This is a genomic window from Allobosea sp. BH3 (assembly GCF_025499465.1).
In the GTDB taxonomy this organism is placed as follows: Bacteria; Pseudomonadota; Alphaproteobacteria; order Rhizobiales; family Beijerinckiaceae; genus Allobosea.
Window position 1 is genome coordinate 353,056 of record NZ_JAIMCA010000002.1, and the last position, 19,830, is coordinate 372,885.

General features: G+C 69.0%; 20 protein-coding genes. 13 read left to right on the plus strand and 7 right to left on the minus strand.

The genetic code is table 11. The annotated features are described in order from the left end of the window. The first annotated feature begins 106 nt into the window (after positions 1–106). From BoBH3_RS06640 to BoBH3_RS06655, 4 genes are all read left to right on the plus strand, one after another. The gene (locus tag BoBH3_RS06640; protein WP_262329981.1) at positions 107–1,084 is read left to right on the plus strand and encodes a DNA topoisomerase IB; all 978 of its coding nucleotides are present in this window, start codon (positions 107–109) and stop codon (positions 1,082–1,084) included. 62 nt (positions 1,085–1,146) lie between these two features. Beyond that, complete coding sequence (locus BoBH3_RS06645; protein WP_262329982.1) at positions 1,147–1,440, plus strand: hypothetical protein; 294 nt, start codon at positions 1,147–1,149, stop codon at positions 1,438–1,440. Between the two features lie 230 nt (positions 1,441–1,670). Then, positions 1,671–1,814, plus strand: a complete 144-nt coding sequence (locus BoBH3_RS06650) for a hypothetical protein (protein WP_262329983.1) — start codon at positions 1,671–1,673, stop codon at positions 1,812–1,814. Between the two features lie 129 nt (positions 1,815–1,943). Beyond that, the gene (locus BoBH3_RS06655) at positions 1,944–2,150 is read left to right on the plus strand and encodes a hypothetical protein (protein WP_262329984.1); all 207 of its coding nucleotides are present in this window, start codon (positions 1,944–1,946) and stop codon (positions 2,148–2,150) included. A 93-nt stretch (positions 2,151–2,243) separates the two neighbouring features. On the opposite strand, the gene hemC is transcribed toward BoBH3_RS06655, so the two are convergent. Together hemC and BoBH3_RS06665 are read right to left on the minus strand one after the other, a co-directional pair. Then, complete coding sequence (hemC, locus tag BoBH3_RS06660; RefSeq protein ID WP_262329985.1) at positions 2,244–3,200, minus strand: hydroxymethylbilane synthase; 957 nt, start codon at positions 3,198–3,200, stop codon at positions 2,244–2,246. Positions 3,201–3,309: 109 nt separating this feature from the next. Further along, positions 3,310–4,758: an aminotransferase-like domain-containing protein gene (locus BoBH3_RS06665; RefSeq protein ID WP_262329986.1), complete on the minus strand. Its 1,449-nt coding sequence runs from the start codon at positions 4,756–4,758 to the stop codon at positions 3,310–3,312. Positions 4,759–4,849: 91 nt separating this feature from the next. On the opposite strand from BoBH3_RS06665, the gene BoBH3_RS06670 reads away from it, so the two are divergent. The 3 genes from BoBH3_RS06670 to hpxZ all read left to right on the plus strand — a co-directional run bounded on the left by BoBH3_RS06670 (position 4,850) and on the right by hpxZ (position 7,419). Continuing rightward, positions 4,850–5,716 carry a DMT family transporter gene (locus BoBH3_RS06670; RefSeq protein ID WP_262329987.1) on the plus strand — a complete coding sequence of 289 codons (867 nt, stop codon included), beginning with the start codon at positions 4,850–4,852 and terminating at the stop codon, positions 5,714–5,716. 129 nt (positions 5,717–5,845) lie between these two features. After that, positions 5,846–7,018, plus strand: a complete 1,173-nt coding sequence (locus BoBH3_RS06675) for an amidase (RefSeq protein ID WP_262329988.1) — start codon at positions 5,846–5,848, stop codon at positions 7,016–7,018. Then, entirely contained in the window at positions 7,015–7,419 is a 405-nt protein-coding gene (hpxZ, locus tag BoBH3_RS06680; protein WP_262329989.1) for an oxalurate catabolism protein HpxZ, read from the plus strand. The genes BoBH3_RS06675 and hpxZ overlap by 4 nt, the downstream gene beginning before the upstream one ends. Positions 7,420–7,562: 143 nt before the next feature. Here hpxZ and BoBH3_RS06685 read toward each other — a convergent pair whose 3' ends face one another. Continuing rightward, positions 7,563–7,961 carry a winged helix-turn-helix transcriptional regulator gene (locus BoBH3_RS06685; protein WP_262329990.1) on the minus strand — a complete coding sequence of 133 codons (399 nt, stop codon included), beginning with the start codon at positions 7,959–7,961 and terminating at the stop codon, positions 7,563–7,565. Between the two features lie 105 nt (positions 7,962–8,066). Between BoBH3_RS06685 and BoBH3_RS06690 the strand changes: the two genes are divergently transcribed. After that, on the plus strand, positions 8,067–8,939 hold the full coding sequence (locus tag BoBH3_RS06690; protein WP_262329991.1) for an SDR family oxidoreductase: 873 nt from the start codon (positions 8,067–8,069) through the stop codon (positions 8,937–8,939). Here the strand turns inward: BoBH3_RS06690 and BoBH3_RS06695 are convergent. Then, on the minus strand, positions 8,936–9,766 hold the full coding sequence (locus tag BoBH3_RS06695) for an aldo/keto reductase (RefSeq protein ID WP_262329992.1): 831 nt from the start codon (positions 9,764–9,766) through the stop codon (positions 8,936–8,938). The two genes, BoBH3_RS06690 and BoBH3_RS06695, sit on opposite strands and share 4 nt — an antisense overlap. A 332-nt stretch (positions 9,767–10,098) precedes the next feature. Here BoBH3_RS06695 and BoBH3_RS06700 point away from each other — a divergent pair, with 332 nt between their 5' ends. From BoBH3_RS06700 to thrC, 4 genes are all read left to right on the plus strand, one after another. Beyond that, a complete protein-coding gene (locus tag BoBH3_RS06700) occupies positions 10,099–10,335 on the plus strand; it encodes a hypothetical protein (protein WP_262329993.1) in 237 nt (78 codons plus the stop codon). A gap of 13 nt (positions 10,336–10,348) precedes the next feature. Then, positions 10,349–10,849: a MarR family winged helix-turn-helix transcriptional regulator gene (locus BoBH3_RS06705; protein ID WP_410050565.1), complete on the plus strand. Its 501-nt coding sequence runs from the start codon at positions 10,349–10,351 to the stop codon at positions 10,847–10,849. Positions 10,850–10,912: 63 nt separating this feature from the next. Then, positions 10,913–12,229: an MFS transporter gene (locus BoBH3_RS06710; RefSeq protein ID WP_262329994.1), complete on the plus strand. Its 1,317-nt coding sequence runs from the start codon at positions 10,913–10,915 to the stop codon at positions 12,227–12,229. A 90-nt stretch (positions 12,230–12,319) separates the two neighbouring features. Further along, positions 12,320–13,468 (plus strand): threonine synthase, encoded by a 1,149-nt coding sequence (thrC, locus tag BoBH3_RS06715; RefSeq protein ID WP_262329995.1) that lies wholly within the window; start codon positions 12,320–12,322, stop codon positions 13,466–13,468. A gap of 9 nt (positions 13,469–13,477) precedes the next feature. Here thrC and BoBH3_RS06720 read toward each other — a convergent pair whose 3' ends face one another. From BoBH3_RS06720 to BoBH3_RS06730, 3 genes are all read right to left on the minus strand, one after another. Continuing rightward, complete coding sequence (locus BoBH3_RS06720) at positions 13,478–14,740, minus strand: NAD(P)/FAD-dependent oxidoreductase (protein WP_262329996.1); 1,263 nt, start codon at positions 14,738–14,740, stop codon at positions 13,478–13,480. 219 nt (positions 14,741–14,959) lie between these two features. Then, the gene (locus tag BoBH3_RS06725; protein WP_262330450.1) at positions 14,960–16,537 is read right to left on the minus strand and encodes an ATP-binding cassette domain-containing protein; all 1,578 of its coding nucleotides are present in this window, start codon (positions 16,535–16,537) and stop codon (positions 14,960–14,962) included. Between the two features lie 2 nt (positions 16,538–16,539). Next, positions 16,540–18,099: an ATP-binding cassette domain-containing protein gene (locus tag BoBH3_RS06730; RefSeq protein WP_262329997.1), complete on the minus strand. Its 1,560-nt coding sequence runs from the start codon at positions 18,097–18,099 to the stop codon at positions 16,540–16,542. A 150-nt stretch (positions 18,100–18,249) separates the two neighbouring features. Here BoBH3_RS06730 and BoBH3_RS06735 point away from each other — a divergent pair, with 150 nt between their 5' ends. After that, positions 18,250–19,824 carry a cytochrome ubiquinol oxidase subunit I gene (locus BoBH3_RS06735; RefSeq protein WP_262329998.1) on the plus strand — a complete coding sequence of 525 codons (1,575 nt, stop codon included), beginning with the start codon at positions 18,250–18,252 and terminating at the stop codon, positions 19,822–19,824. The last annotated feature ends 6 nt before the right edge of the window (positions 19,825–19,830 follow it).

A 19,830-nucleotide genomic window follows, 5' to 3' on the forward strand; every position in this document is an offset into this window, starting at 1 on the left:
CTTGGCGGAACCATCCGGGCCATGGCGCATTCTCCGCAGCGGAGATCCCGAGGGCCCCGCCATGCCGGCCGCAGCCAAAGCCAGCCGACGTTCCGCCGCAACGCGATTGCGGCGTGTTTCCTCCGACGAGCTGTCCATCCGGCGCATCCGCCATGGCCGCTCCTTCGGCTATCGCGACACGGATGGAGAGCGTGTCACCGATGAAGAGACGCTGGCGCGAATCCGCTCGCTCGCGATCCCGCCCGCCTATCAGAATGTTCGCATCGCCACCGATGCACGCGCGCATCTGCAGGCCATCGGCTACGACGAGGCCGGCCGCATCCAGCATCGCTACCATCCGGACTGGGAGAAGGTGCGCGAGCGGCGCAAGCTCAAGCGCCTCGCCGCGCTGATCGCGGCGCTGCCGAAGCTCAGGGCGCGCATCGCGGCCGATCTGAAGGTGCGAACCCTCTCGCAGGACAAGGCGCTGGCCTGCGCCGCCGCCATCATCGACCGCTGCCATATCCGCGTCGGCAACGAGGCCTACGCCAAGGAGAACGGCAGCCACGGCGCCTCGACCCTGCTGAAGCGACACGTCACGCTGACAGGGTCCCGCGTCGCGCTGCATTTCCGCGGCAAGAGCGGCAAGGACATCGCCTGCGCGCTGGACGACCCGCCGCTGGCGCGTGCGCTCGGCCGGATCGTGACGCTGCCGGGCAAGCGGCTGCTGCAGTATCGCCGCGAGGACGGCACCGTCTCTCCTATCCACGCGACCGAGATCAACGCCTATCTCAAGCGCGCCTGCGGCCTGCCGGTCAGCAGCAAGGATCTCAGGATGCTCGCAGCAAACGCCGCGGCGGCGGAGCTGCTGCTCGCGGGAGAGGAGATGGCGAGTGAGAGCGGGCGCAAGCGCCAGCTCGCCGACATCATGCGCGCGATCGCGCAGCGGCTGGTCAACACGCCTGCCGTGGTGCGCAAGAGCTATGTCCATGCCATCGTCATCGACGCCTATGCCAGCGGCCGGCTGCAACGCAGCTACGCCCGGGCCCGCTCGCGGCCGGGCTGCTCGCGCATCGAGCGGGCGCTGGGCTTGCTGGCTGCCTGAGCGGGAACAATGCCGCCTTTGCGGGCTTGGTTCGCATGAACCCTCGCAAAGGAGAAACCGCCATGGCCCCGCCGGAGAAGAAGCGCGAGAACCCGGCCCAGCTCGATGATGAGCGCAGGCAGCCGAACTCGCTCGAGGCGGGCATCGGCAACGACCCCGCCGACTCCCGCCGCACCAGCGACCGCACCAATGTCCACGACGAGGGCAGCGACGCCAACGATACGCCGGATGGGCTGACCGAATCCGAAGAGGCCGTCCGGCAGGCGGCCGAGGACATTCCAACCGGCGGCTCGTCGACAGGCCCGATCGAATCCGTGCCCGTTTTCGAACGCGGCTCGTTGCCGCCCAAGATCTGAGCGCAGGAGGACGATATGCCCGCCCGCATTGCCCCGACGCCGATCCGCACGCCGCAACGGCCCGGCCAGTCCGCCGCCTCAGAGCACCGGCCCGGCCCGTCGCCGGCATCGGCTCACCCCACCGGCCCCGCTCCGCCATTCGAGCGTGTCGAGGAGCCAGCGCAGGGCGATGCGTCCGTACCGGGCGGGACACGCCCCTCGCCCGAGCCTCCCGGGCGGAGCTGACCGTCATGTCGAGCGATTGGAGCTTCGTGGTGTTGATCGTGCTGATCGGAATCCCGATCGGCATCGCTCTGGCGTCCTCCTGGGCGCGCTCGCGCAGGGCGGGCGCCGCCGTTCTGGACAGGGAGGACGCGGACGGCCAACGCGGATAGATCAAGCTGGGGTTACTCGCGCAACATATTCATATCGCTGGCTAATCTTATTTTTTTACGATGACCTGGAACCCGCCCCGCCGCTGCGACGTTCACCTGCCGCTGAATCTTCGCAGCGGAGATAGAAGAATGGACGAAGAGAGAATCATGCGGATCGCCCGGGCCATGTGCCGCGCGGCGCGGCTCGACCCCGACAAGCCTGCTGGCAACAAGGGGCCCTTCACGATGTCGATGCGGGAACCCGGCCATGACGGGCCGCAGCCCGCCTGGATGTTATTCAGGAAGGACGCGACGACCTTCGCGTCCCGCCATCGGGATGTCGCCGCACAGCTCTAAGCAGTTCGAGGAAACACCAAGGCGGCCATCGCCCGCATGCGGCGGTGGCCATAACGAGGCCCGGCACTCCGCGAGGAGGCCGGGCCTTCTAACTTACTGGCCGGGGCGGGCCGCCAACGTCCTGAACGTCGGATAGTAGCTACTATAGCTCTTTTCCAGGATCACCGCGCCACCGCGCTCCTTCAGCGTCTCCGCGACCGAAAGGCCGAGTTCCGTCGCACGCTCCGGGGCGGCGCTGCCACCGGCGACGACACGTTCCGTGCCTTCGACCGAGGTGACCTGCGCCTGCAGGACGAGGCGGTCTTCCCGCCAGCTCGCGCTCGCGCCCACAGGGAGGCTGCAACCGGCGCCCAGCGCATGCAGCATGGCGCGCTCGGCATCGACCTCGGCGCGAGCCTGGGGGCATTCGATCGACTTCAGTATCTCGATCACGTCGGTGTCGGCGGCACGCGCCTCGAGCCCCAGCGCGCCCTGCCCCACCGCATAGGGAAACAGCACCGGATCGAGCGCCTCGGCAGAAACCTTCTCCAGCCCCAGCCGCCGGAGCCCGGCCTGTGCGAGGATGACGGCGTCGAGCGAATCCTCGCCTTCGATCCGGGCCAGACGCGGGCCGACATTCCCACGGATGGGCACGACATGGACATCCGGCCGCAGGTTCAGGATTTGCGCGCGGCGGCGCAGCGAGCCGGTGCCGATCCGCGCCCCGCTCTGCAGCGAGGCCAGTGTTGCACCGCAGAGCGCGTCCCGCGGGTCCTCCCGTTCCGGCACGGCGGCCAGAACGAGACCCTCGTGCAGGACGGTCGGAAGGTCCTTCAGCGAATGGACGACGAAATCGACCTCGCCCGAGACGAGCTGCCGCTCATGCTCGAATGCGAAGACGCCGACCATGCCGAATTCGTGGAACTCGGAAGCGCCGTTCCGCTCGGCGATGGTGACGATCGGGCAGAGGGTGAATTCAGCTTCGGGACGCTTCGCCTGGATCAGGCCCATGATGTAACGGGTCTGGGCCATCGCCAGCGGGCTGCGGCGCGTGCCGATCCTCAGATGCATCAAACGAACTTTCGATCTTGTCCAGACTAGCCGGTCGTTGCGGGGTCTATATCAGGGGGCGGGGCGAGGACAGGTGCGACACAATCCCGCGCCTCCGGCTCCCCGCCTTTCAGGCGCGCACGCCCTCGCGCAGCTCGGCCATCGCCTGCCGCAGCACCTCGACCACGCGCTGATCGCGCGATTGGGCGACGTTGAAGCGCATGAAGCCGCCGGCGCTCTGCGAAACGCTGAAGACATTGCCGGGCGCGAGAACCACGTCACGGGCCAAGGCAAGGCGTGCCAACTCGGCGGAATCGATCCCCTCCGGCAGTCTGCACCAGAGATAGAAGCCGCCGCGCGGAGCCAGCCAGGGCCGGATGCCCAGCGGCTCTAGCCGGGCGGCTACCTCGCGTCTGGCCTGTGCCAGGCGGCGGCGCAGCTCCTCCATATGCTTGCGATAGCTGCCGCCGGTGAGGACGCCGGCGACGAGATCGGCCGCCACAGGCCCCGGCCCGCCGAAGCAGGTCGCGACCTGGAGATCGACGAGCCCGTCTATCCAGTCCGCCCGCGCCGCGATGTAGCCGCAGCGGACGGAGGCCGAGAGTGTCTTCGAGAAGCTGCCTATGCGGATGACGCGGTCGAGCCCGTCCAGCGTCGCCAGCCGCGGCGAGGGTTCCGGCTCGAAATCGGCGAAGATCTCGTCCTCGACGATGGTCAGGTCGCAAGCGGTGGCTGCGCGCAGGATGCGATAGGCCGTCTGCGCCGAGAGGCTCGCCCCGGTCGGGTTGTGCAGCCCTGAATTGGTGATGTAGAGCCGCGGCCGCTCAGTCGCCGCCAGCGCCTCGAAGGCTGCGATATCAGGCCCGGACGGCGTGTAGGGCACGCCGAGGACGCGCAGCTGATGCGCGCGCAGCAGCGCCTGGAAATTGAAGTAGCAGGGATCGTCGACAAGGACGGTGTCGCCCGGTCGCAGCAGGAAGCGGCAGACGAGATCGAGCGCCTGCGTTCCCGAGCCGGTCAGCAGGAGCTGCTCGGGGCCGGCCGCCAACCCCTCCTCGGCGAAGCGGCCGAGCAGGAGCCGCCGCAGGGCTGGCGAGCCGCGCGTGCTGCCGTAATCGGAGAGAATGGCTCCTTGCGACCGTGCCAGAGCGCGGAAGCCGCGGCGCAGCGCCTCGTCGGGCATCCAGTCGGGCGGCAGCCAGCCGCAGCCCGGCTTGAGCACCGCCGGATCGGCATCGAGCGACTGCCGCGAGACCCAGAACGGGTCGACCGCACGCTCTCGCGGCGAGGCGGCGCTAGTCAGAGCGAGCGGCGGCAGGCCGCCTCCCGTCACATAGAAGCCGGAGCCGCGCCGGGCCCGGATCAACCCCTCGGCCGCGAGCCGGTCATAGGCCTCGACGACGGTCGAGGGCGAAACCTGCATCGCCGCCGCGAAACGACGGATGGAGGGCAGCCGGTCCCCGGGCGTGAGCTGCCGCGCAGCCAGCCTGCCGCGGATGGCGGCCATGACCGCTTCCGTGCGGGTCTGCCCGTGGTCCGGCGCACCGGCATCGTCGATCGTGATGGCATCCATAGCCATACAGTTTGCCATGAATGTATCGAACTGTCGCTGTCACCCGGTTCAGCCCGCGCGTAGACCGGGCCGCGACAATCAAGTGAAAAGGCGCAGGATGTTGAGGGATCGTATCGGCGCAGGCTGGGGCAGCGGGCTGCTCGGCGTGCTGATCTTCTCCGGCTCGCTGCCGGCGACGCGCGTTGCGGTCGCAGGCTTCTCGCCGCTGTTCCTGACTTCGGCGCGGGCGGTCATCGCGGCGCTCATTGGCGGCGCCTGCCTTGTCCTGCTGCGCCAGAAGCGGCCGGCGCGCGCCGATCTCGGCCCGCTCGCGATTGTGGCCGTCGGCGTCGTGCTCGGCTTCCCGCTGCTGACGGCTCTGGCGTTGCAGCATATCCCGGCGGCACGCTCGATCGTGTTTGTCGGCCTGCTGCCGCTGGCGACGGCGCTGTTCGGCGTGCTGCGCGGCGGCGAGCGACCCAAGCCCGCCTTCTGGCTGTTTTCCGTGCTCGGCGCGGTGACCGTGGCCGGCTTCGCCTTCGCTCATAGCGATGGCGGCTCGCTGACCGGCGACCTGCTGATGATCGCGGCCATCCTGCTGTGCGGGCTCGGCTATGCCGAGGGCGCCGCGTTGTCGCGGCGGCTCGGCGGCTGGCAGGTGATCTCCTGGGCGCTGCTGCTCTCGCTGCCGGCGATGGCGGCGCTCGCCCTCATGTTCCTGCCCGCCTCGTGGCAGGGCATCGGCACGCCGGCCTGGCTCGGGCTCGCTTACGTCTCGGTGTTCAGCATGCTGGTCGGCTTCGTGTTCTGGTATCGCGGACTGGCGCTCGGCGGCATCGCCGGCGTCGGGCAGTTGCAACTGCTGCAGCCCTTCTTCGGCCTGATGCTCGCCGGCCTGCTGCTGAACGAGCCCGTCGCCTGGACGATGATCGCCGCGACGGGCGTGGTGGTGCTCTGCGTCGCCGGAGCCAAGCGCTTCGCCTGAACGGTTCTCCAGTTTCCTGATTCCGACGATGCCTTGCGCGGCATATGCATTGCACGGTCCCACACCCCGCACTTACGAATCGCCCGGCACTCAGGCAGTGCTGCGAGCAGGGGTGAGCGGAGAGTGCCAGTGGAAGATCGCGTCAATGCCTTTGTGCCCGGTCCGCGGGCGCATGCCAGCGGGAAGCCGGGCGGTCCGCTCGCCGGGCTGAACTTTGCGGTGAAAGACCTGTTCGACGTGGCGGGCGTGCCGACCGGCGGCGGCAACCACGATTGGGCCAAGTACAACGCGGTGCCCGAGCGCCATTCCTGGGCGGTGCAGACCCTGCTCGATGCCGGGGCCGATCTCATCGGCAAGACGATCACCGACGAGGTCTCGCTCGGCATCCTCGGCGAGAACCCCTTCGACGGCACCCCGATCAATACCGCCGCGCCGGAGCGCGTGCCGGGGGGCTCCTCTTCCGGCTCGGCGGCAGCGGTCGCGGCCGGGCTCTGTGACACCGCGCTCGGCACCGATACCGGCGGCTCGGTGCGCGTGCCTTCGAGCTTCTGCGGGCTCTACGGCATCCGCCCGACCCATGGCCGGGTCGACACGGCCGGAATGATGCCGCAGGCGCCGAGCTCGGACACGACCGGCTGGTTCGCCCGCGAAGCGAAGACCTTCGCCCGCGTGTCGACCGTGATGCTGGGCGAGGCGCCCGCCGCCCTGCCGACGAAGCTCGTCATCGCCACCGACGCCTTCGGATTTGCCGATCCGGAAGTGGCCGAGGCGCTGCAGCCGATGGTCGCGCGTCTCAAGCGGATCGTCGGCGAGGCCCGCGAGGATCTCATGGCGCCGCAGGGGCTCTCCGTCTGGTCGCGGGCGCAGCGGACCCTGCAGCCGGTCGAAGCCTGGCAGACCTTCCAGCCCTGGGTGGAGGCCACCAATCCGCGCATGGCCTTCAGTGTCGCGGCCGGCCTGCTCAACGGCGCTCAGATGCCGGCGTCCGAGCGCAGCTGGGCCGCGCTGATGCGGCAGGAGGCCCGCGCAAGGCTGCGCCATCTGCTGCCGCCCGGCACGATCCTGTGCCTGCCGACCACGCCTTTTCCCGGCCCGTTGCGCGGGCTGCCGACACCCCAGCTGCAACCGCTGCGGGACCGGATCAACTGCCTCTGCGCGCAGGGCGGGCTCACCGGCTCTCCACAGGTCAGCCTGCCCGGCGCCACCGTTGACGGCGCGCCCGTCGGGCTCTCGATCATCGGCGGACGCGGCACGGATGCCGCGCTGATCGCCGTCGCACTCGCCATGGAGGAAGCCGCGTGACCGATCTCACACCAAACATTCCCGAGGTCGTCGCGGAGGTCTCCGCGCTGTTCGAACGCTATGAGAAGGCGCTGGCGGAAAAGGACGTCGCCGTGCTCGACGCCACCTTCTGGAACAGCCCCCACACGATCCGCTACGCGCTGCACGAGAACGGTTATGGCTTCTCGGAGATCCATGCCCATCGCGTCGCCCGGCCGCCGGGACCAAGCATCAAGGAGAAGCGGATCAGGCTCGATATCCTGACGCTGGGCCGCGACATCGCCACCGTGAACCTGGAGTTCAAGGTGCGCGGCAAGGACCTGATCGGCCGGCAGAGCCAGAGCTGGGTGCGCTTCCCCGATCTCGGCTGGAAAGTGATCTCCGCCCACGTCTCGACCATGGACGGCGCCCGGCTCTGGTGAGCGGTCGTCGCATAGGCGGTTCGGCGTAAGGCGTCATTCTCGGGCTTGACCCGAGAATCCCTGGAAGGCTGAGTGCTGGAGCCTCACTCGGCACGAGATGCTCGGGTCGAGCCCGAGCATGACGGCCCCTTCAATGCGCCTTTCTAAGCCGCTTTTTTCGCCTGCGCGCGGGCCTCGACGACCGCGGCGAAATGCGTTTCGGCCCAGTCCACCAGCCCCAGCAGCGGACCGGCAAAGCTCCGGCCGAGCGGCGTCAGCGAATAGGTGACGCTGGGCGGCACTGTCGGCTGAACGTCGCGATGGACGAGGCCGGAGACCTCCAGCATGCGGAGCGTCTGCGTCAGCATGCGCTTGGAGATGTCGGGCACCGCCCGCGCCAACGCGCTGAAACGCTTCGGCCCGCCGGCGAGCGCGGCAAGCAGCAGCATCGACCAGCGATCCCCGATCTGGTCGAGCAGGTTGCGGACCGGGCAGCGTTCCTCATCCAGACCCAGCGCCTGCCAGTCCTCGAATTTCGCGCCCAGCGTGGTGCATGCGTCCATGGCGGTCTCCCCGCAGTAACCAGGTGACGGGAAAGTGCCGTCTTCCGGGCCTCTCCATAAGTCTCTATCTGAGACTTAGTCTAACAGAGAGACCGGAGAATTGCCATGTCCACCTCCCCTCGCTTCGTCGTCACCGGTGCCAGCGGCCAGCTCGGCCGGCTCGTCGTCGCCGCGCTCGCCCGCCGCATCGGTTCCTCCGCCGTCGCGGCCGTGGTGCGCGATCCTTCCCGCGCGGCCTCGCTCTTTCCGGCGGGCGTCTCCATCCGCAAGGGCGATTACGAGCAGCCCGAAACGCTGGAAGCGGCCTTCGCCGGCGCGGAGCGTCTGCTGCTGATCTCGTCCAACGCTGTCGGCGCGCGGGTCCCTCAGCATCGCAACGCGATCGAAGCCGCCAAGCGGGCCGGGGTGAAGCGCATCGCCTATACCAGCCTGCTGCATGCCGACGTCTCGAAGCTCGGGCTCGCCGAGGAACACCGCCAGACCGAGGCGCTGATCGCCGCGAGCGGTCTCGACCACTCGCTGCTGCGCAATGGCTGGTACACGGAGAACTACGCGGCTTCGATCCCGCCTGCGTTGCAGCACGGCGCCTTCATCGGCAGCGCCGGCGCCGGCCGGATTTCCAGCGCCTCGCGCCAGGACTACGCCGAGGCCGCAGCCGTCGCGCTGATCGGCGACAGCGCAGCGCGTGTCGCCCATGAGCTCGCGGGCGACAGCTCCTATTCGCTCACGGAATTCGCCGCCGAACTTTCTCACCAGGCGGGCAAGCCAATCCCCTATGTCGACATGCCGGAGGCCGAATACCGCGCCGCGCTGCTCGGCGCCGGCCTGCCGGAAGGGCTTGCGGAGCTCATCGCCAATTCCGACGCAGCCGCGGCGAATGGCGCGCTTTTCGACGAGTCGCGCACGCTCTCCCAGCTGATCGGGCGCCCGACGACGCCGTTCGCGGCGACCATCGCGGAGGCGCTGAAAGCGGCCTAAGCCGCTTCGGCATCCCAATCCGGTCCGAAGGACGGGCGCACGAAGCGCTGGTCCTTCGGCAGGGCGGCGATGGCCGCGCGGTCGGCATCGTCGAGCTTAATATCGAGCGCGTCGAGATTGGCCTTCTGGCTCTCAGGCCGGCCGGCCTTCGGGATAGCGACGACGCCCTTCTGATCCATGAGCCAGGCGAGCGCGACCTGCGCGGCGCTGGCGCCATGCTTCCGGCCGATCTCGTTGAGCGCCGGGTCACTGGCCGCCCTGCCCTGCGCGAGCGGGCAATAGGCTGTCAGCGGAATTCCCTTGGCTCGCAGGTAGGACAGCATCGGCGCCTGCGACAGGAAGGCGTGATACTCGATCTGGTGGCAGGCGATGGGCGCGCCGATCTCCTCCACCGCGCGGCGGATCATCGGCAGGTTGAAGTTGCAGACGCCGATGGCGCGCGTCAGCCCGCGCTCGCGCAGCGAGAGCAGCGCCTCCAGCGTCGCGGCCATGTCCATATCCGGCGAGGGCCAGTGGACGAGGTAGAGGTCGACATAATCCAGCTTGAGCTTGCGCAGGCTGGTGTCGAAGGCGCGCTCGACCGCAGCCGGCGCCAGCTGGTCATGCCAGACCTTGGTCGTCACGAAGAGATCGCCGCGCTTGATGCCCGACGCCGCGATACCAGCACCGACGCCGGCCTCGTTGTCGTACATCGCCGCGGTGTCGATGTGGCGGTAGCCGAGCGCGATGGCGCTCTCGACCGGCGCCTGCGCATCGCTGCCCGCCAGCTTGAAGGTGCCGAGGCCGAGACGGGGAATAGCCACGCCCTGGGTGCTGATCGTTTCCATGACGAGTTCCTATCCGCGGATTGTAGCTGGCGCGCCGCGCGTATGGCGGCTCGAAGATGTGGGACGGCAGCCTAGCCCGACCGGCCACGTTCGGCGACGGCGCGCCGCGAGGCCCTTCGCTGTGCGCAGTGCATTGCGGGATCGCAGGCGCGCCAACCCGTCGAGATCCGGAACGACGCTCCTTGCGGAGGATAACCGGACGAAAGGGCCAATGTGAGCTGCATCGCAGTCGCTGCGTCCGTCATGGCCTCTTCTGCAGGGCATCGGCACGGCCCTTCGGTTGCGTGCGCCGCGCCGGTCTCTGCAACGCTCCGCCATGGGGGAACCACGGCATGAACCGCATCGTCCCGCTGCTCGAGGGCCTCTTCGCCGGCGCCGTCTTTTTCGTCACCTTTCTTTACGCCGTAAGCTTCATCGCCGACCGGGTCGCCTCCCGGGCGATCAATTCGGGGGTGCCCACTCCGATGCCGGAACTCCTGGCCATCAACCTCCTGATGTTGGGGGCCTTCACGATGCAGCACAGCACTTTCGTGCGGCGGGCTTTCAAGCGCGTCATCCGCTCCGCGTAGCGTTTGCGACGCCGTGCGGACGCTGCCCCGCCAGAAGCTCAGGCATTGGCGCCGCGGAAGCTCGCGGCCGCTGCACAGCATTGCCAACCTCGAGTTCGGGGTATATACGCGCATCATGTACAACCCCTGCCACTGCACGCGTCTGCGAACGGCGACCCGCAAGGTCGCTGCCTTCTATGACGCCGCCTTGGCGCCGACCGGCATCAACATTGCGCAGTTCGCGCTGCTGCGGACGGTGGCGCGTCGCGGATCACTCAGCCTGACGGAGCTCGGGCGGCTGCTCGGCCTCGATCGCTCGACCATGGGGCGCAATGTCCGCGTCGTCGAGAAGGACGGGCTGGTCACGATCGGCAAGGGCAAGGACCAGCGCGAAGCGGTCGTCAGCCTGACCGATCAGGGACAGGCCGTCCTGAAAGCGGCGGAGCCGCGCTGGGCGAAATCCCAGGACGAGCTGACCGCCCGCCTCGGCCCCGACCGGATGCAGTTCCTGGACGAACTCGAACGCCTTTTGTGAAGCACCATCGTCGACCCCAATTCAGACCCATATACGGGCATATGCCCGCAGAAAGATGAGCCCATGTCGACAGCAACCGTCCCCGCTCGCAGCGGCGCGATACCAACCTTTTTCGCCCGCCGCGGCATCCATTACGGATGGGTCGTCGCAGGCGTCACCTTCCTGACGATGCTGGTCACGGCCGGAGCCGTCGGCGCGCCGGGCGTGCTGATCGGGCCACTACAGGCCGAGTTCGGCTGGGCGACCTCCGATATCTCCTCCGCCTTCGCCATCCGCCTCGTGCTGTTCGGCCTGCTCGGCCCCTTCGCAGCAGCCTTCATGAACCGCTTCGGCGTCCGCCGCGTCGCGGCCGTCGCGCTGAGCCTGATCGCGGCAGGCGTGCTCGGCTCCTTCGCCATGACCACCCTCTGGCAGCTCTTCCTGCTCTGGGGCGTCGTGGTCGGATTCGGCACGGGGCTGACCGCCATGGTGCTCGGCGCCACCGTCGCGACCCGCTGGTTCTCCGCCCGGCGCGGCCTCGTGGTCGGGCTCCTGACGGCGAGCACCGCGACGGGACAGCTCGTCTTCCTGCCGCTGCTCGCCTCGCTGACCGAGCGGATCGGCTGGCGCAGCGCGCTCGGCTTCGTGCTCTTCATGCTCCTCGTCGCCGCACTCGTCGTGCTCCTGCTGATGCGCGACCGGCCGTCCGATGTCGGGCTTGCGGCCTATGGCGCGACAGGACCGGCGCCGGCTGCTCCGCCCGCGCCTGCGACGTTCATGGCGATGCTCGCCTCGCCACTCGTCGCGCTGCGCGAAGCGGCGGGCTCGCGCATCTTCTGGGTGCTTTTCGGCACCTTCTTCGTCTGCGGCGCCAGCACGAACGGGCTGGTGCAGACGCATTTTGTCTCGCTCTGCGGGGATTTCGGCATGGCGCCGGTCGCAGCCGCGGGCATGCTCGCGGTCATCGGTATCTTCGACTTCGCCGGCACCGTGGGCTCGGGCTGGCTCTCCGACCGCTACGACAGCCGCAAGCTGCTGTTCTGGTATTACGGCCTGCGCGGGCTTTCGCTGATCTACCTGCCCTTCACCTCGTTCAGCTTCTACGAACTCTCGATCTTTGCAGTTCTCTACGGCCTTGACTGGGTCGCCACCGTGCCGCCGACCGTCAAGCTCGCGGCCGACCGCTTCGGCGAGAAGGCGAACCTCGTCTTCGGCTGGATTTTCGCAGGCCACCAACTCGGGGCCGCCTTCGCCGCCTGGGGCGGGGGCTTCAGCCGCACCGCCTATCAGAGCTACCTGCCGGCCTTCTTCATCGCCGGCGTCCTCTGCCTGGTCGCCGCGCTCGCCATCCTCGCCGTGCGTGAGCCCCGCCAGGAGGCGCTCGTGCCGGCGGCGGCCTGATCTCCCGCACGCCCCGCAGGCGGGATATGGCCTGCGGGCGCTTGCGACCGCTCTCCGGAACCCCGCATAGTCGCGGCCGAGAGGGTGTCCATGAATCTGCGCTGTGTCGAATGCGAGGCGATGTTTCCGCCTCGCCTGATCTACCAATGCCCGGCCTGCGGCGGCATCCTCGAGACGGTGGGGCAGGACGATGTCGCTCCGTTCTCCTTCGGCGAAGGCGGAACACCGCTCCTGCGGGCGAGCCGGATCGAGGCGGAGCTGCCCGGCTTCTCCGGCGAGATCTGGCTGAAGGATGAGACACGCAATCCTTCCGGATCGTTCAAGGACCGGCTGATCGCAGCCGCGCTCGGCCGCGCGATCGCGATGGGGGTGCGCGGTGTCGTCTGCGCATCCTCGGGCAATGCCGGTGCATCGACCGCAGCCTATGCCGCGCGCGCCGGCGTGCCCGCCATCATTGTCGTGCCGGCCCATACGCCCCCCGGCAAGGTGACGCAGATCGCGGCCCATGGCGCGATCCTGCTGCTGGTCGAGGGCCATTACAGCCGTTCCTACGATCTTGCGCGGGCGCTCGCCGGGGAGCACGGCTTCGCCAATCTGACGACGACCTTCATCAACCCCTATGCGGTCGCGGGTGTTACCGCCGTGGGGCACGAGATATTCGCGCAGCTCGGCGGGCAGGCCCCGAGCCATGTGCTGATCCCGACCGGCAGCGGCCCGCTGGTGAAAGGCGTGTGGCAGGGCCTGCGCGAAGCCGGCGCGAGCGCGCGCCTCGTCGCCGTGCAGGCGGAGGGCTGCGCGCCGATCGTGCGGGCTTTCGAGGCGGGCGCCGAGCACGTCACGGCCTGGGGCATGCCGCAGACGATCGCATCCGGCATCAGCGACCCGCTGATCGGCTATGAGCGCGACGGGAGCTACACCTTGCGGCTGGTGCGCGAGAGCGGCGGCTGCGCGGTGGCGGTCAGCGATGACGCGCTGCGCGAGGCGATGCAGACGCTGGCGCGGCGCGAGGGCATCTATGCCGAGCCTACGGCTGCGAGCCCTATCGCCGCCCTGCGGCAGCTCCTCGCCGATGGCCGACTGCCGGCCGATGCCCGCATCGTCTGCCTGATCACCGGCCACGGCTTCAAGGACGCGCGCGCCTATCAGGAAATGCCCACCCGCACGCACCGCGTCGACGACCCGCGCGACACCGCCGCCGTGGCGCGGCTGTGCGAGGCGGCCATCGCCGAACGGGTCTAGGCCGTCAACTCAGACCGGAACAGCCGCGGCAAGAGTCTTGAGATCGAAACTCGCAGCCTGCGCCTCGGCGAATCCGAGCGGCGCGGGCTTTGCCAGGATTCGCCGCACCAGCATGTTGTCGGCCGGCCGGTTGACCGTTTCCGCGCCGACGAAAATGCCGTCCCGGAACGCCAGCAGCGACAGCCGGCGCTCCTCGCGTGAGCCGATCTCGATCAGTTGATCGCCCTGCGCGACGAGCCCGGCCATCTGCAGCTTCAGACTGCCCTGATCCGACCAGAACCAGGGCACGGCGCGATAGGGCAGCGGCCTGCCGGCCAGACGCGCGGCGACGGTGCGGCCCTGATCGATGGCGTTCTGCACCGACTCGACGCGGATCCGCGAACCCGAGAACGGGTTCGGATGGCTCGCGCAGTCACCGATGGCGGAGATCGCCGGGTCTTCCGTCCGCAGCCACTCGTCGACCACGATGCCGTTATCGGTGGGAAGCCCGCCCAGCGCTGCGAGTTCGTCGTTGGCGACGCCGCCGATGCCCATCAGGACGAGATCGGCCGGCAGCAGGCGGCCGTCCTCGAGCCGCACCGCCGCGACCCTGCCGGCATCACCCTCGATCGCGGCAAGCCGGGCGCCGAAATGCAGGGCGATGCCCGCTTCGGCGTGCCACTGCCGGAACAGCTCCGACATCGTCGGCGTAACGGAACGCGCCATGGGACGGTCGGCCGCCTCGACGACGCTGACGGCGAGCCCCGCCTTGGCGGCGACCGCAGCGAACTCCAGACCGATGAAGCCGGCGCCGACGACCACTGCGCTGCGCGCCTGCCCTATCCGCTGCGCGAGCGCCGTCGCGTCAGCCAGGCTGCGCAGATACATGACGCCGTCGAGATCGGAGCCCAGCCCGCTCCAGCGCCGCGCACGCGAACCCGTCGCCAGCACGAGGTGGCCGTAGCCCAGCCGCTGGCCGTCCGAGAGGATGAGTTCCTGCCGCACCCGGTCGATCGCCGTGGCCCGCGCGTCGCTGAGGACGCCGATCCGAAGCTCATCGAGCAGGGCACGCGGCCGCAGAACGAGACTGTCGGCGGAGATGGTTCCCTGAAGATAGCCCTTCGAGAGCGGCGGGCGCTGATAGGGCAGCGAGGGCTCGTCCCCGATCATCAGGACGGAGCCCGCGAACCCTTCCTCACGCAGCGAGAGAGCCGTCTGCAGCCCGGCCTGTCCGGCACCGAGGATCAGGACGTCAGCGCGGCCATCGGCCGCGATATTGGCCAGTTCCGACATAGGTCTTCGATTTTCGCCCTGCTTCGTCGCAATTCCTCGAGCGGACCGGCATCCGCTTCGCTCGAAAAATGCTCCAGCCCATCAGATCTGCGCGTCGGGCCGTTCGAGCAAGGCCGTCGAGCGCTTCGCTGACGGGTATCTGGCACGAAAGACGGGAGTTGTCGCGTGGCTGCGTGGCGGTGGCGGCGAGGGGCTCCCCCTCGGCCGCACTCATCGGCGTCAGTCGAGCCGCACGATCCTCGCTTCGCCCGGCGCCGCAGCGTGGCTGGATATCACGACGATCCGGTCGCGAAGGCGCGTCAGCAGCCTTGCCAGAATGCGGGGCCCCTGCTCCGCATCGAGATGCTCGGTCGGCTCGTCGAGCAGCACCAGCGGCTTCGTGGTGAGCCAGGCCCGCACGAGGTTCAGCCGTTGGGCCTCGCCCAGCGAGACAGCGTCCTGCGTGATCCAGCCTTCCAGCCCACCGGCCTGGCGCACGCGCTCCGACAATTCGACGGCATCGAGCGCCTGCCAGAGCTCATCGTCCGGCAGATCGGGCGCGAACAGGTTGGCGCGAATGCTGTCGGCCAGGATGGCGGCGTCGTGCGGGCAGAACATCGCGAGAGCCCGCCGCTCGACAGCGGTGAGCGGGCCGCCTTCGCTCTCCAGGACATCCTCGCCGATCCAGCCCGCGATCTGCTTGAGCAGGCTCGTCTTGCCCACGCCGCTCGCGCCGGCGAGGATCGTCGGACTGCCGGCCTTCAGGGCGAGCGCCAGGGGCTGAGCCAAAGGGCGGGCATCGGGCGCGCGGCGCTGCAGTGAAGCTGCTCCGAGGGCAGCGATGGGCTGCACCGCCGCAGGCACCGCAGCGGCCGAAGCGGATTGGGTCCATCGCGCGATCTCGCCGGCAGCCGCCCGCCTGCGCAGCGCTGCCGCTACCATGCGCGAGATGCCTTGAGCCGACTCACCAAGCGCGAGCCAGGAGAAGGCGAGAAACACAGGTATCAACAGGGCCTCGGTGCGGGCTCCGGCGATCCACGCGGCGGCCATCACGCTCACGGCTGCGAGCGGTCCGAGCAGCGAGGCCAGTGCGTCGCTCCATGCCTGCGCACGACGCAGCGCCAGCAGATCATCTTCGGCTTGCGAGAAGCGGTGCAGCGCCGCTGCACAATGCACCGGCCAAGCGCGTTCGGCCTGCAACGGCACGACCGCGCCCAGAATGGCGCCGAGTTCGCGCGCGCCCTCGCGACGCCCTTCGCGCACCTGCCGCCACAGCGCCTCGCCACGACGGGCCAACCGGCGCAGGCCGGCGCCAAGGACCGCCAGAAGCGCCATGATCGGGATCAGCGCCGGCGGCGCGACGAAGGCCGTCGCGATGAGAGAGCCGACAAGGCCTGCGGCGAGAAGCATCGCCGGCAGGTCGGCGCGCAGGCGGGCGAAGTCGAGATCCTCGACGTCGTCGAGATAGTCGGCGAGGCGCGCCTGATCCGCGAGTTGCCAGCCGGCGCCACGGACGGCCGGCGCGGCCGCCATGGCGTCGAACAGCGCGATACGCCGGTCCGTCTGGTCGGTCAGTGCGGCTTGATGGCCGGTCAGGCGCTCGCCATAGCGCGCCGCCGTGCGGCCGAGCGCAAAGAGCCGGACCAGCGCTCCGGGCATGTGGAAGTTGAACGTCAGGGCGGCCGCCGACAGGCCCGCCAGCGCGACCGAGCCGAGGAACCAGGCCGACAGGCCGCCGAGCATGACTGCGCAGAGCAGAGCCGTGAGAGCGAACCCTCCGGCATAGCGCCAAAGCTTCCGCGCCTTTTCCGTACGCATCGTCACGCGACGGTCTCCGGCATCCGGGCGAGGGACAGGTCGACGCGACGGTCCGCGAGTGCGACGAGTGCAGGGTCGTGGCTCGCGACGACGACGAGGCGCCGCTGCGCGACGTCGCGCAGGGCGAGCCGCACCGCCTGCGCCGTCCGAGGGTCGAGCTTGGCCGTCGGTTCGTCGGCGACGACGGTCCCGTCGCTCAGCAGCGCCCGCGCGACGGCGATGCGCAATCGCTGTCCGCCCGAGAGGTTGGCTCCGCCGGTCGCGATCCGGGCCGAAAGGCCACCGGGCAGCAGGACATCGTCGAGCAGGCCGATGCGGGCCGCCGCCTGATGCAGCCGGGCGGCGTCCGGCGCTGGGAGACCTGCAGTCATTGCCTCGGCCAGCGAGCCGCCCGCGACGAAGCTGTCGGTCGCGACCCAGACGCAGCCGCCCGGCAGGGCCGCCGCGCCATCGCGAGGCGCGCGCTCGATCCCGACGAGGCGCCGCAGCAGCGTCGATTTCCCGGCGCCGCTCGGGCCCGTCACGACCACGAGCCCGTGAGAGGGCAGCTCCATTTTCGACAGCGCCTCGTCCACGGCCGGCAAGCACGGCATTGCGGGCGCGGCGGTGTCGAGCAGGCGGTCGAGCGCGGCGGCCGCAGCCTGCCCCTCGGCCTTGGCGTGATACTGCTCCGAGAACCGGCGGAACGGCGCGAAATATTCCGGCGCGACCATGAGGACGAAGAGGCTCTGCCAGAGTTCGAGCCCGGAGAAGCCCGGCAGGGTCGCGAGCCCGAGGTGGCCGAGCCCAAGGAAGACGGCGAGCATCGCGATCGAGAGCGAGGCGAAGAAGTCGATCAGCCCGGCGTTCAGGAAGGCGAGGCGCAACACGCCCATCGTACGGGCGACATGGACGTCCAGCCGCCCGGACAGTTTGGCCTCCTCGCTCGCCAGCGCATCATTGGCGACGATCGTGGGCAAGGTGCGGATGCGATCGGCGAACTGCCCGGCGAGATGGCCGAACGCCCGCTCCTGTGCGTCGGCACGTTCCCGGATGGCGCCGCCGACCAGCACGAAGAACAGGATCATGACCGGCGTCAGCAGCAGGACCAGCAGGGCCGACTGCCAGGAGACCGCGGCGAGCGCCATCGCCGCCATCAGCGGACCGACCGCCATCATCATGCCGGCGGCGCGATGGCCGATCACAAGGCTGGAAACGGCTTCGGGATAGCGCTGCACGGCGACCGAGAGAGCGCCGGCCGGCAGGGAGCGAAGCAGCCCGGCCGGCAAACCCTGCAGCCTCTCGCTCGCGGCCTGACGGATGGCGATGGAGACCCTTGTCTCGGCGCCCGCCTGCGCATGGTCGGCCATCAGCCCGGCCCATGCCGCCAGGCAGACGAGAACCAGGACAGCGGCTAGAGACCACGGCGCCATCTCCTGCCCCATGACCAGCCGCCCGAAGAGAAGAGCCATGCAGCCTGCGGCACCGAGGCGCAGGGCCGTGCGGACGATCTGCCAGGCGAGGAACAAGCGCAGGCCCGCCGCACCCTGAATTTGCGCTCTTTCGAGCGCTGCAAAAGTCATTTTGCCGTCAGCAGGGCTACTTGGCCCAACCGGACGGATGCGATTTTCCATTCCTCAGTGTCCCCCTGTCGCAGGGCGTGCCGGTTGATCCGAATCAAGCGGCTGGAGATAAAACAAGTCTAGACTGAGGCATTCCGAAAGGACGCTCCCATGGTCGATCCGCTCCTTGTCGATTTGTCGCGCCTGCAATTCGCACTCACGGCGCTCTATCATTTCCTGTTCGTGCCGCTGACGCTGGGTCTCTCGATCCTGATCGCGATGATGGAAACCGTCTATGTGATGACGCGCCGCACGATCTGGCGCGACATGACGAAGTTCTGGGGCGTGCTCTTCGGCATCAACTTCGCACTGGGCGTCGCCACCGGCATCACCATGGAATTCCAGTTCGGCATGAACTGGGCCTTCTACTCGCATTATGTCGGGGACGTCTTCGGCGCGCCGCTCGCGATCGAGGGGCTGATGGCGTTCTTCCTCGAGGCGACCTTCGTCGGCCTGTTCTTCTTCGGCTGGGACCGGCTGTCGCCGCGCGCGCACCTTGCCGTCACCTGGCTGATGGCGCTGGGCACGAACTTCTCGGCGCTATGGATCCTGGTCGCGAATGGCTGGATGCAGAACCCGGTCGGCGCCGCCTTCAACCCGGTCACGATGCGCATGGAAGTTACCGATTTCATGGCGGTGATCTTCAACCCGGTCGCGCAAGCGAAGTTCGTGCACACGGTCTCGGCCGGCTATGTCTGCGCGGCCACCTTCGTGCTCGGCGTCTCGGGCTGGTACATGCTGCGCGGGCGGCATGTGGAGCTCGCCAAGCGCTCCTTCGTCATCGCCTCGGCCTTCGGCCTCGCCTCGGCGCTCTCCGTCATCGTGCTCGGCGACGAGAGCGGCTACGCGCTGACCGACAACCAGAAGATGAAGCTCGCCGCGATCGAGGCGATGTGGGAGACCGAGCCGCCGCCGGCCGCATTCACCGCCATCGGCATTCCGAGCCTGACCGACCGCAAGACCCATTTCGCCATCCATATCCCTTGGGTGATGGGGCTGATCGGCACACGCTCGTTCGACACGCCGATCCCCGGCATCAACGAGCTGGTGCAGAAGGCCGAGGCGCGCATCCGTGACGGGCTGATCGCCTATGACGCGCTCGAAAAGATCAAGGCGAACCGGAACGACGGCGCCGCCCGCGCCGCCTTCGACGCCTCCTCCCACGATCTCGGCTACGCGCTGCTGCTGAAGAGGTTCATCGCCGATCCGCGGCAGGCGACGGAGCAGAACATCAAGGATGCGGCGTGGTCGACCGTGCCGGGCGTGCCCTGGCTGTTCTTCGGCTTCCGCCTGATGGTTCTGTGCGCCTTCCTGCTGCTCGGCGTGTTCGCGATCTCGCTGTGGCATACGATCCGCGAGCAGGAGGCGCCGCGCTGGGTGTTCCGCATGGCGCTGCTGGCGATGCCGCTGCCCTGGATCGCGATCGAGGTCGGCTGGTTCGTCGCCGAGTTCGGCCGCCAGCCCTGGATCATCGAAGGCGTGCTGCCGACGTTCCTGGCGACCTCCGAGCTCGGGGTCTGGAATCTCATGCTCACCATCGCCGGCTTCACGGCGCTCTACGGAACGCTGGCCGTCATCGAGGTGAAGCTGATGCTCGAAGCCATCCGCACGGGGCCGGCGATCACCCACGTCATCGATGCGATGGCGCCGGGGCGCCCGCGCCCTGCCCTGCAGCCGGCCGAGTGACCGGGA

Excerpts from the sequence above, each read along its gene's own strand:
- thrC (WP_262329995.1), top strand. The coding sequence starts at position 12,320 with ATGAATCTGCGCTGTGTCGAATGCGAGGCGATGTTTCCGCCTCGCCTG.
- hemC (WP_262329985.1), bottom strand. The coding sequence starts at position 3,200 with ATGCATCTGAGGATCGGCACGCGCCGCAGCCCGCTGGCGATGGCCCAG.
- BoBH3_RS06730 (WP_262329997.1), bottom strand. The coding sequence starts at position 18,099 with ATGACTTTTGCAGCGCTCGAAAGAGCGCAAATTCAGGGTGCGGCGGGC.
- BoBH3_RS06695 (WP_262329992.1), bottom strand. The coding sequence starts at position 9,766 with ATGGAAACGATCAGCACCCAGGGCGTGGCTATTCCCCGTCTCGGCCTC.
- BoBH3_RS06720 (WP_262329996.1), bottom strand. The coding sequence starts at position 14,740 with ATGTCGGAACTGGCCAATATCGCGGCCGATGGCCGCGCTGACGTCCTG.
- BoBH3_RS06725 (WP_262330450.1), bottom strand. The coding sequence starts at position 16,537 with ATGCGTACGGAAAAGGCGCGGAAGCTTTGGCGCTATGCCGGAGGGTTC.
- BoBH3_RS06670 (WP_262329987.1), top strand. The coding sequence starts at position 4,850 with ATGTTGAGGGATCGTATCGGCGCAGGCTGGGGCAGCGGGCTGCTCGGC.
- BoBH3_RS06690 (WP_262329991.1), top strand. The coding sequence starts at position 8,067 with ATGTCCACCTCCCCTCGCTTCGTCGTCACCGGTGCCAGCGGCCAGCTC.
- BoBH3_RS06650 (WP_262329983.1), top strand. The coding sequence starts at position 1,671 with ATGTCGAGCGATTGGAGCTTCGTGGTGTTGATCGTGCTGATCGGAATC.
- BoBH3_RS06655 (WP_262329984.1), top strand. The coding sequence starts at position 1,944 with ATGGACGAAGAGAGAATCATGCGGATCGCCCGGGCCATGTGCCGCGCG.
- BoBH3_RS06645 (WP_262329982.1), top strand. The coding sequence starts at position 1,147 with ATGGCCCCGCCGGAGAAGAAGCGCGAGAACCCGGCCCAGCTCGATGAT.
- BoBH3_RS06685 (WP_262329990.1), bottom strand. The coding sequence starts at position 7,961 with ATGGACGCATGCACCACGCTGGGCGCGAAATTCGAGGACTGGCAGGCG.
- BoBH3_RS06735 (WP_262329998.1), top strand. The coding sequence starts at position 18,250 with ATGGTCGATCCGCTCCTTGTCGATTTGTCGCGCCTGCAATTCGCACTC.
- BoBH3_RS06665 (WP_262329986.1), bottom strand. The coding sequence starts at position 4,758 with ATGGCTATGGATGCCATCACGATCGACGATGCCGGTGCGCCGGACCAC.
- BoBH3_RS06700 (WP_262329993.1), top strand. The coding sequence starts at position 10,099 with ATGAACCGCATCGTCCCGCTGCTCGAGGGCCTCTTCGCCGGCGCCGTC.
- BoBH3_RS06710 (WP_262329994.1), top strand. The coding sequence starts at position 10,913 with ATGTCGACAGCAACCGTCCCCGCTCGCAGCGGCGCGATACCAACCTTT.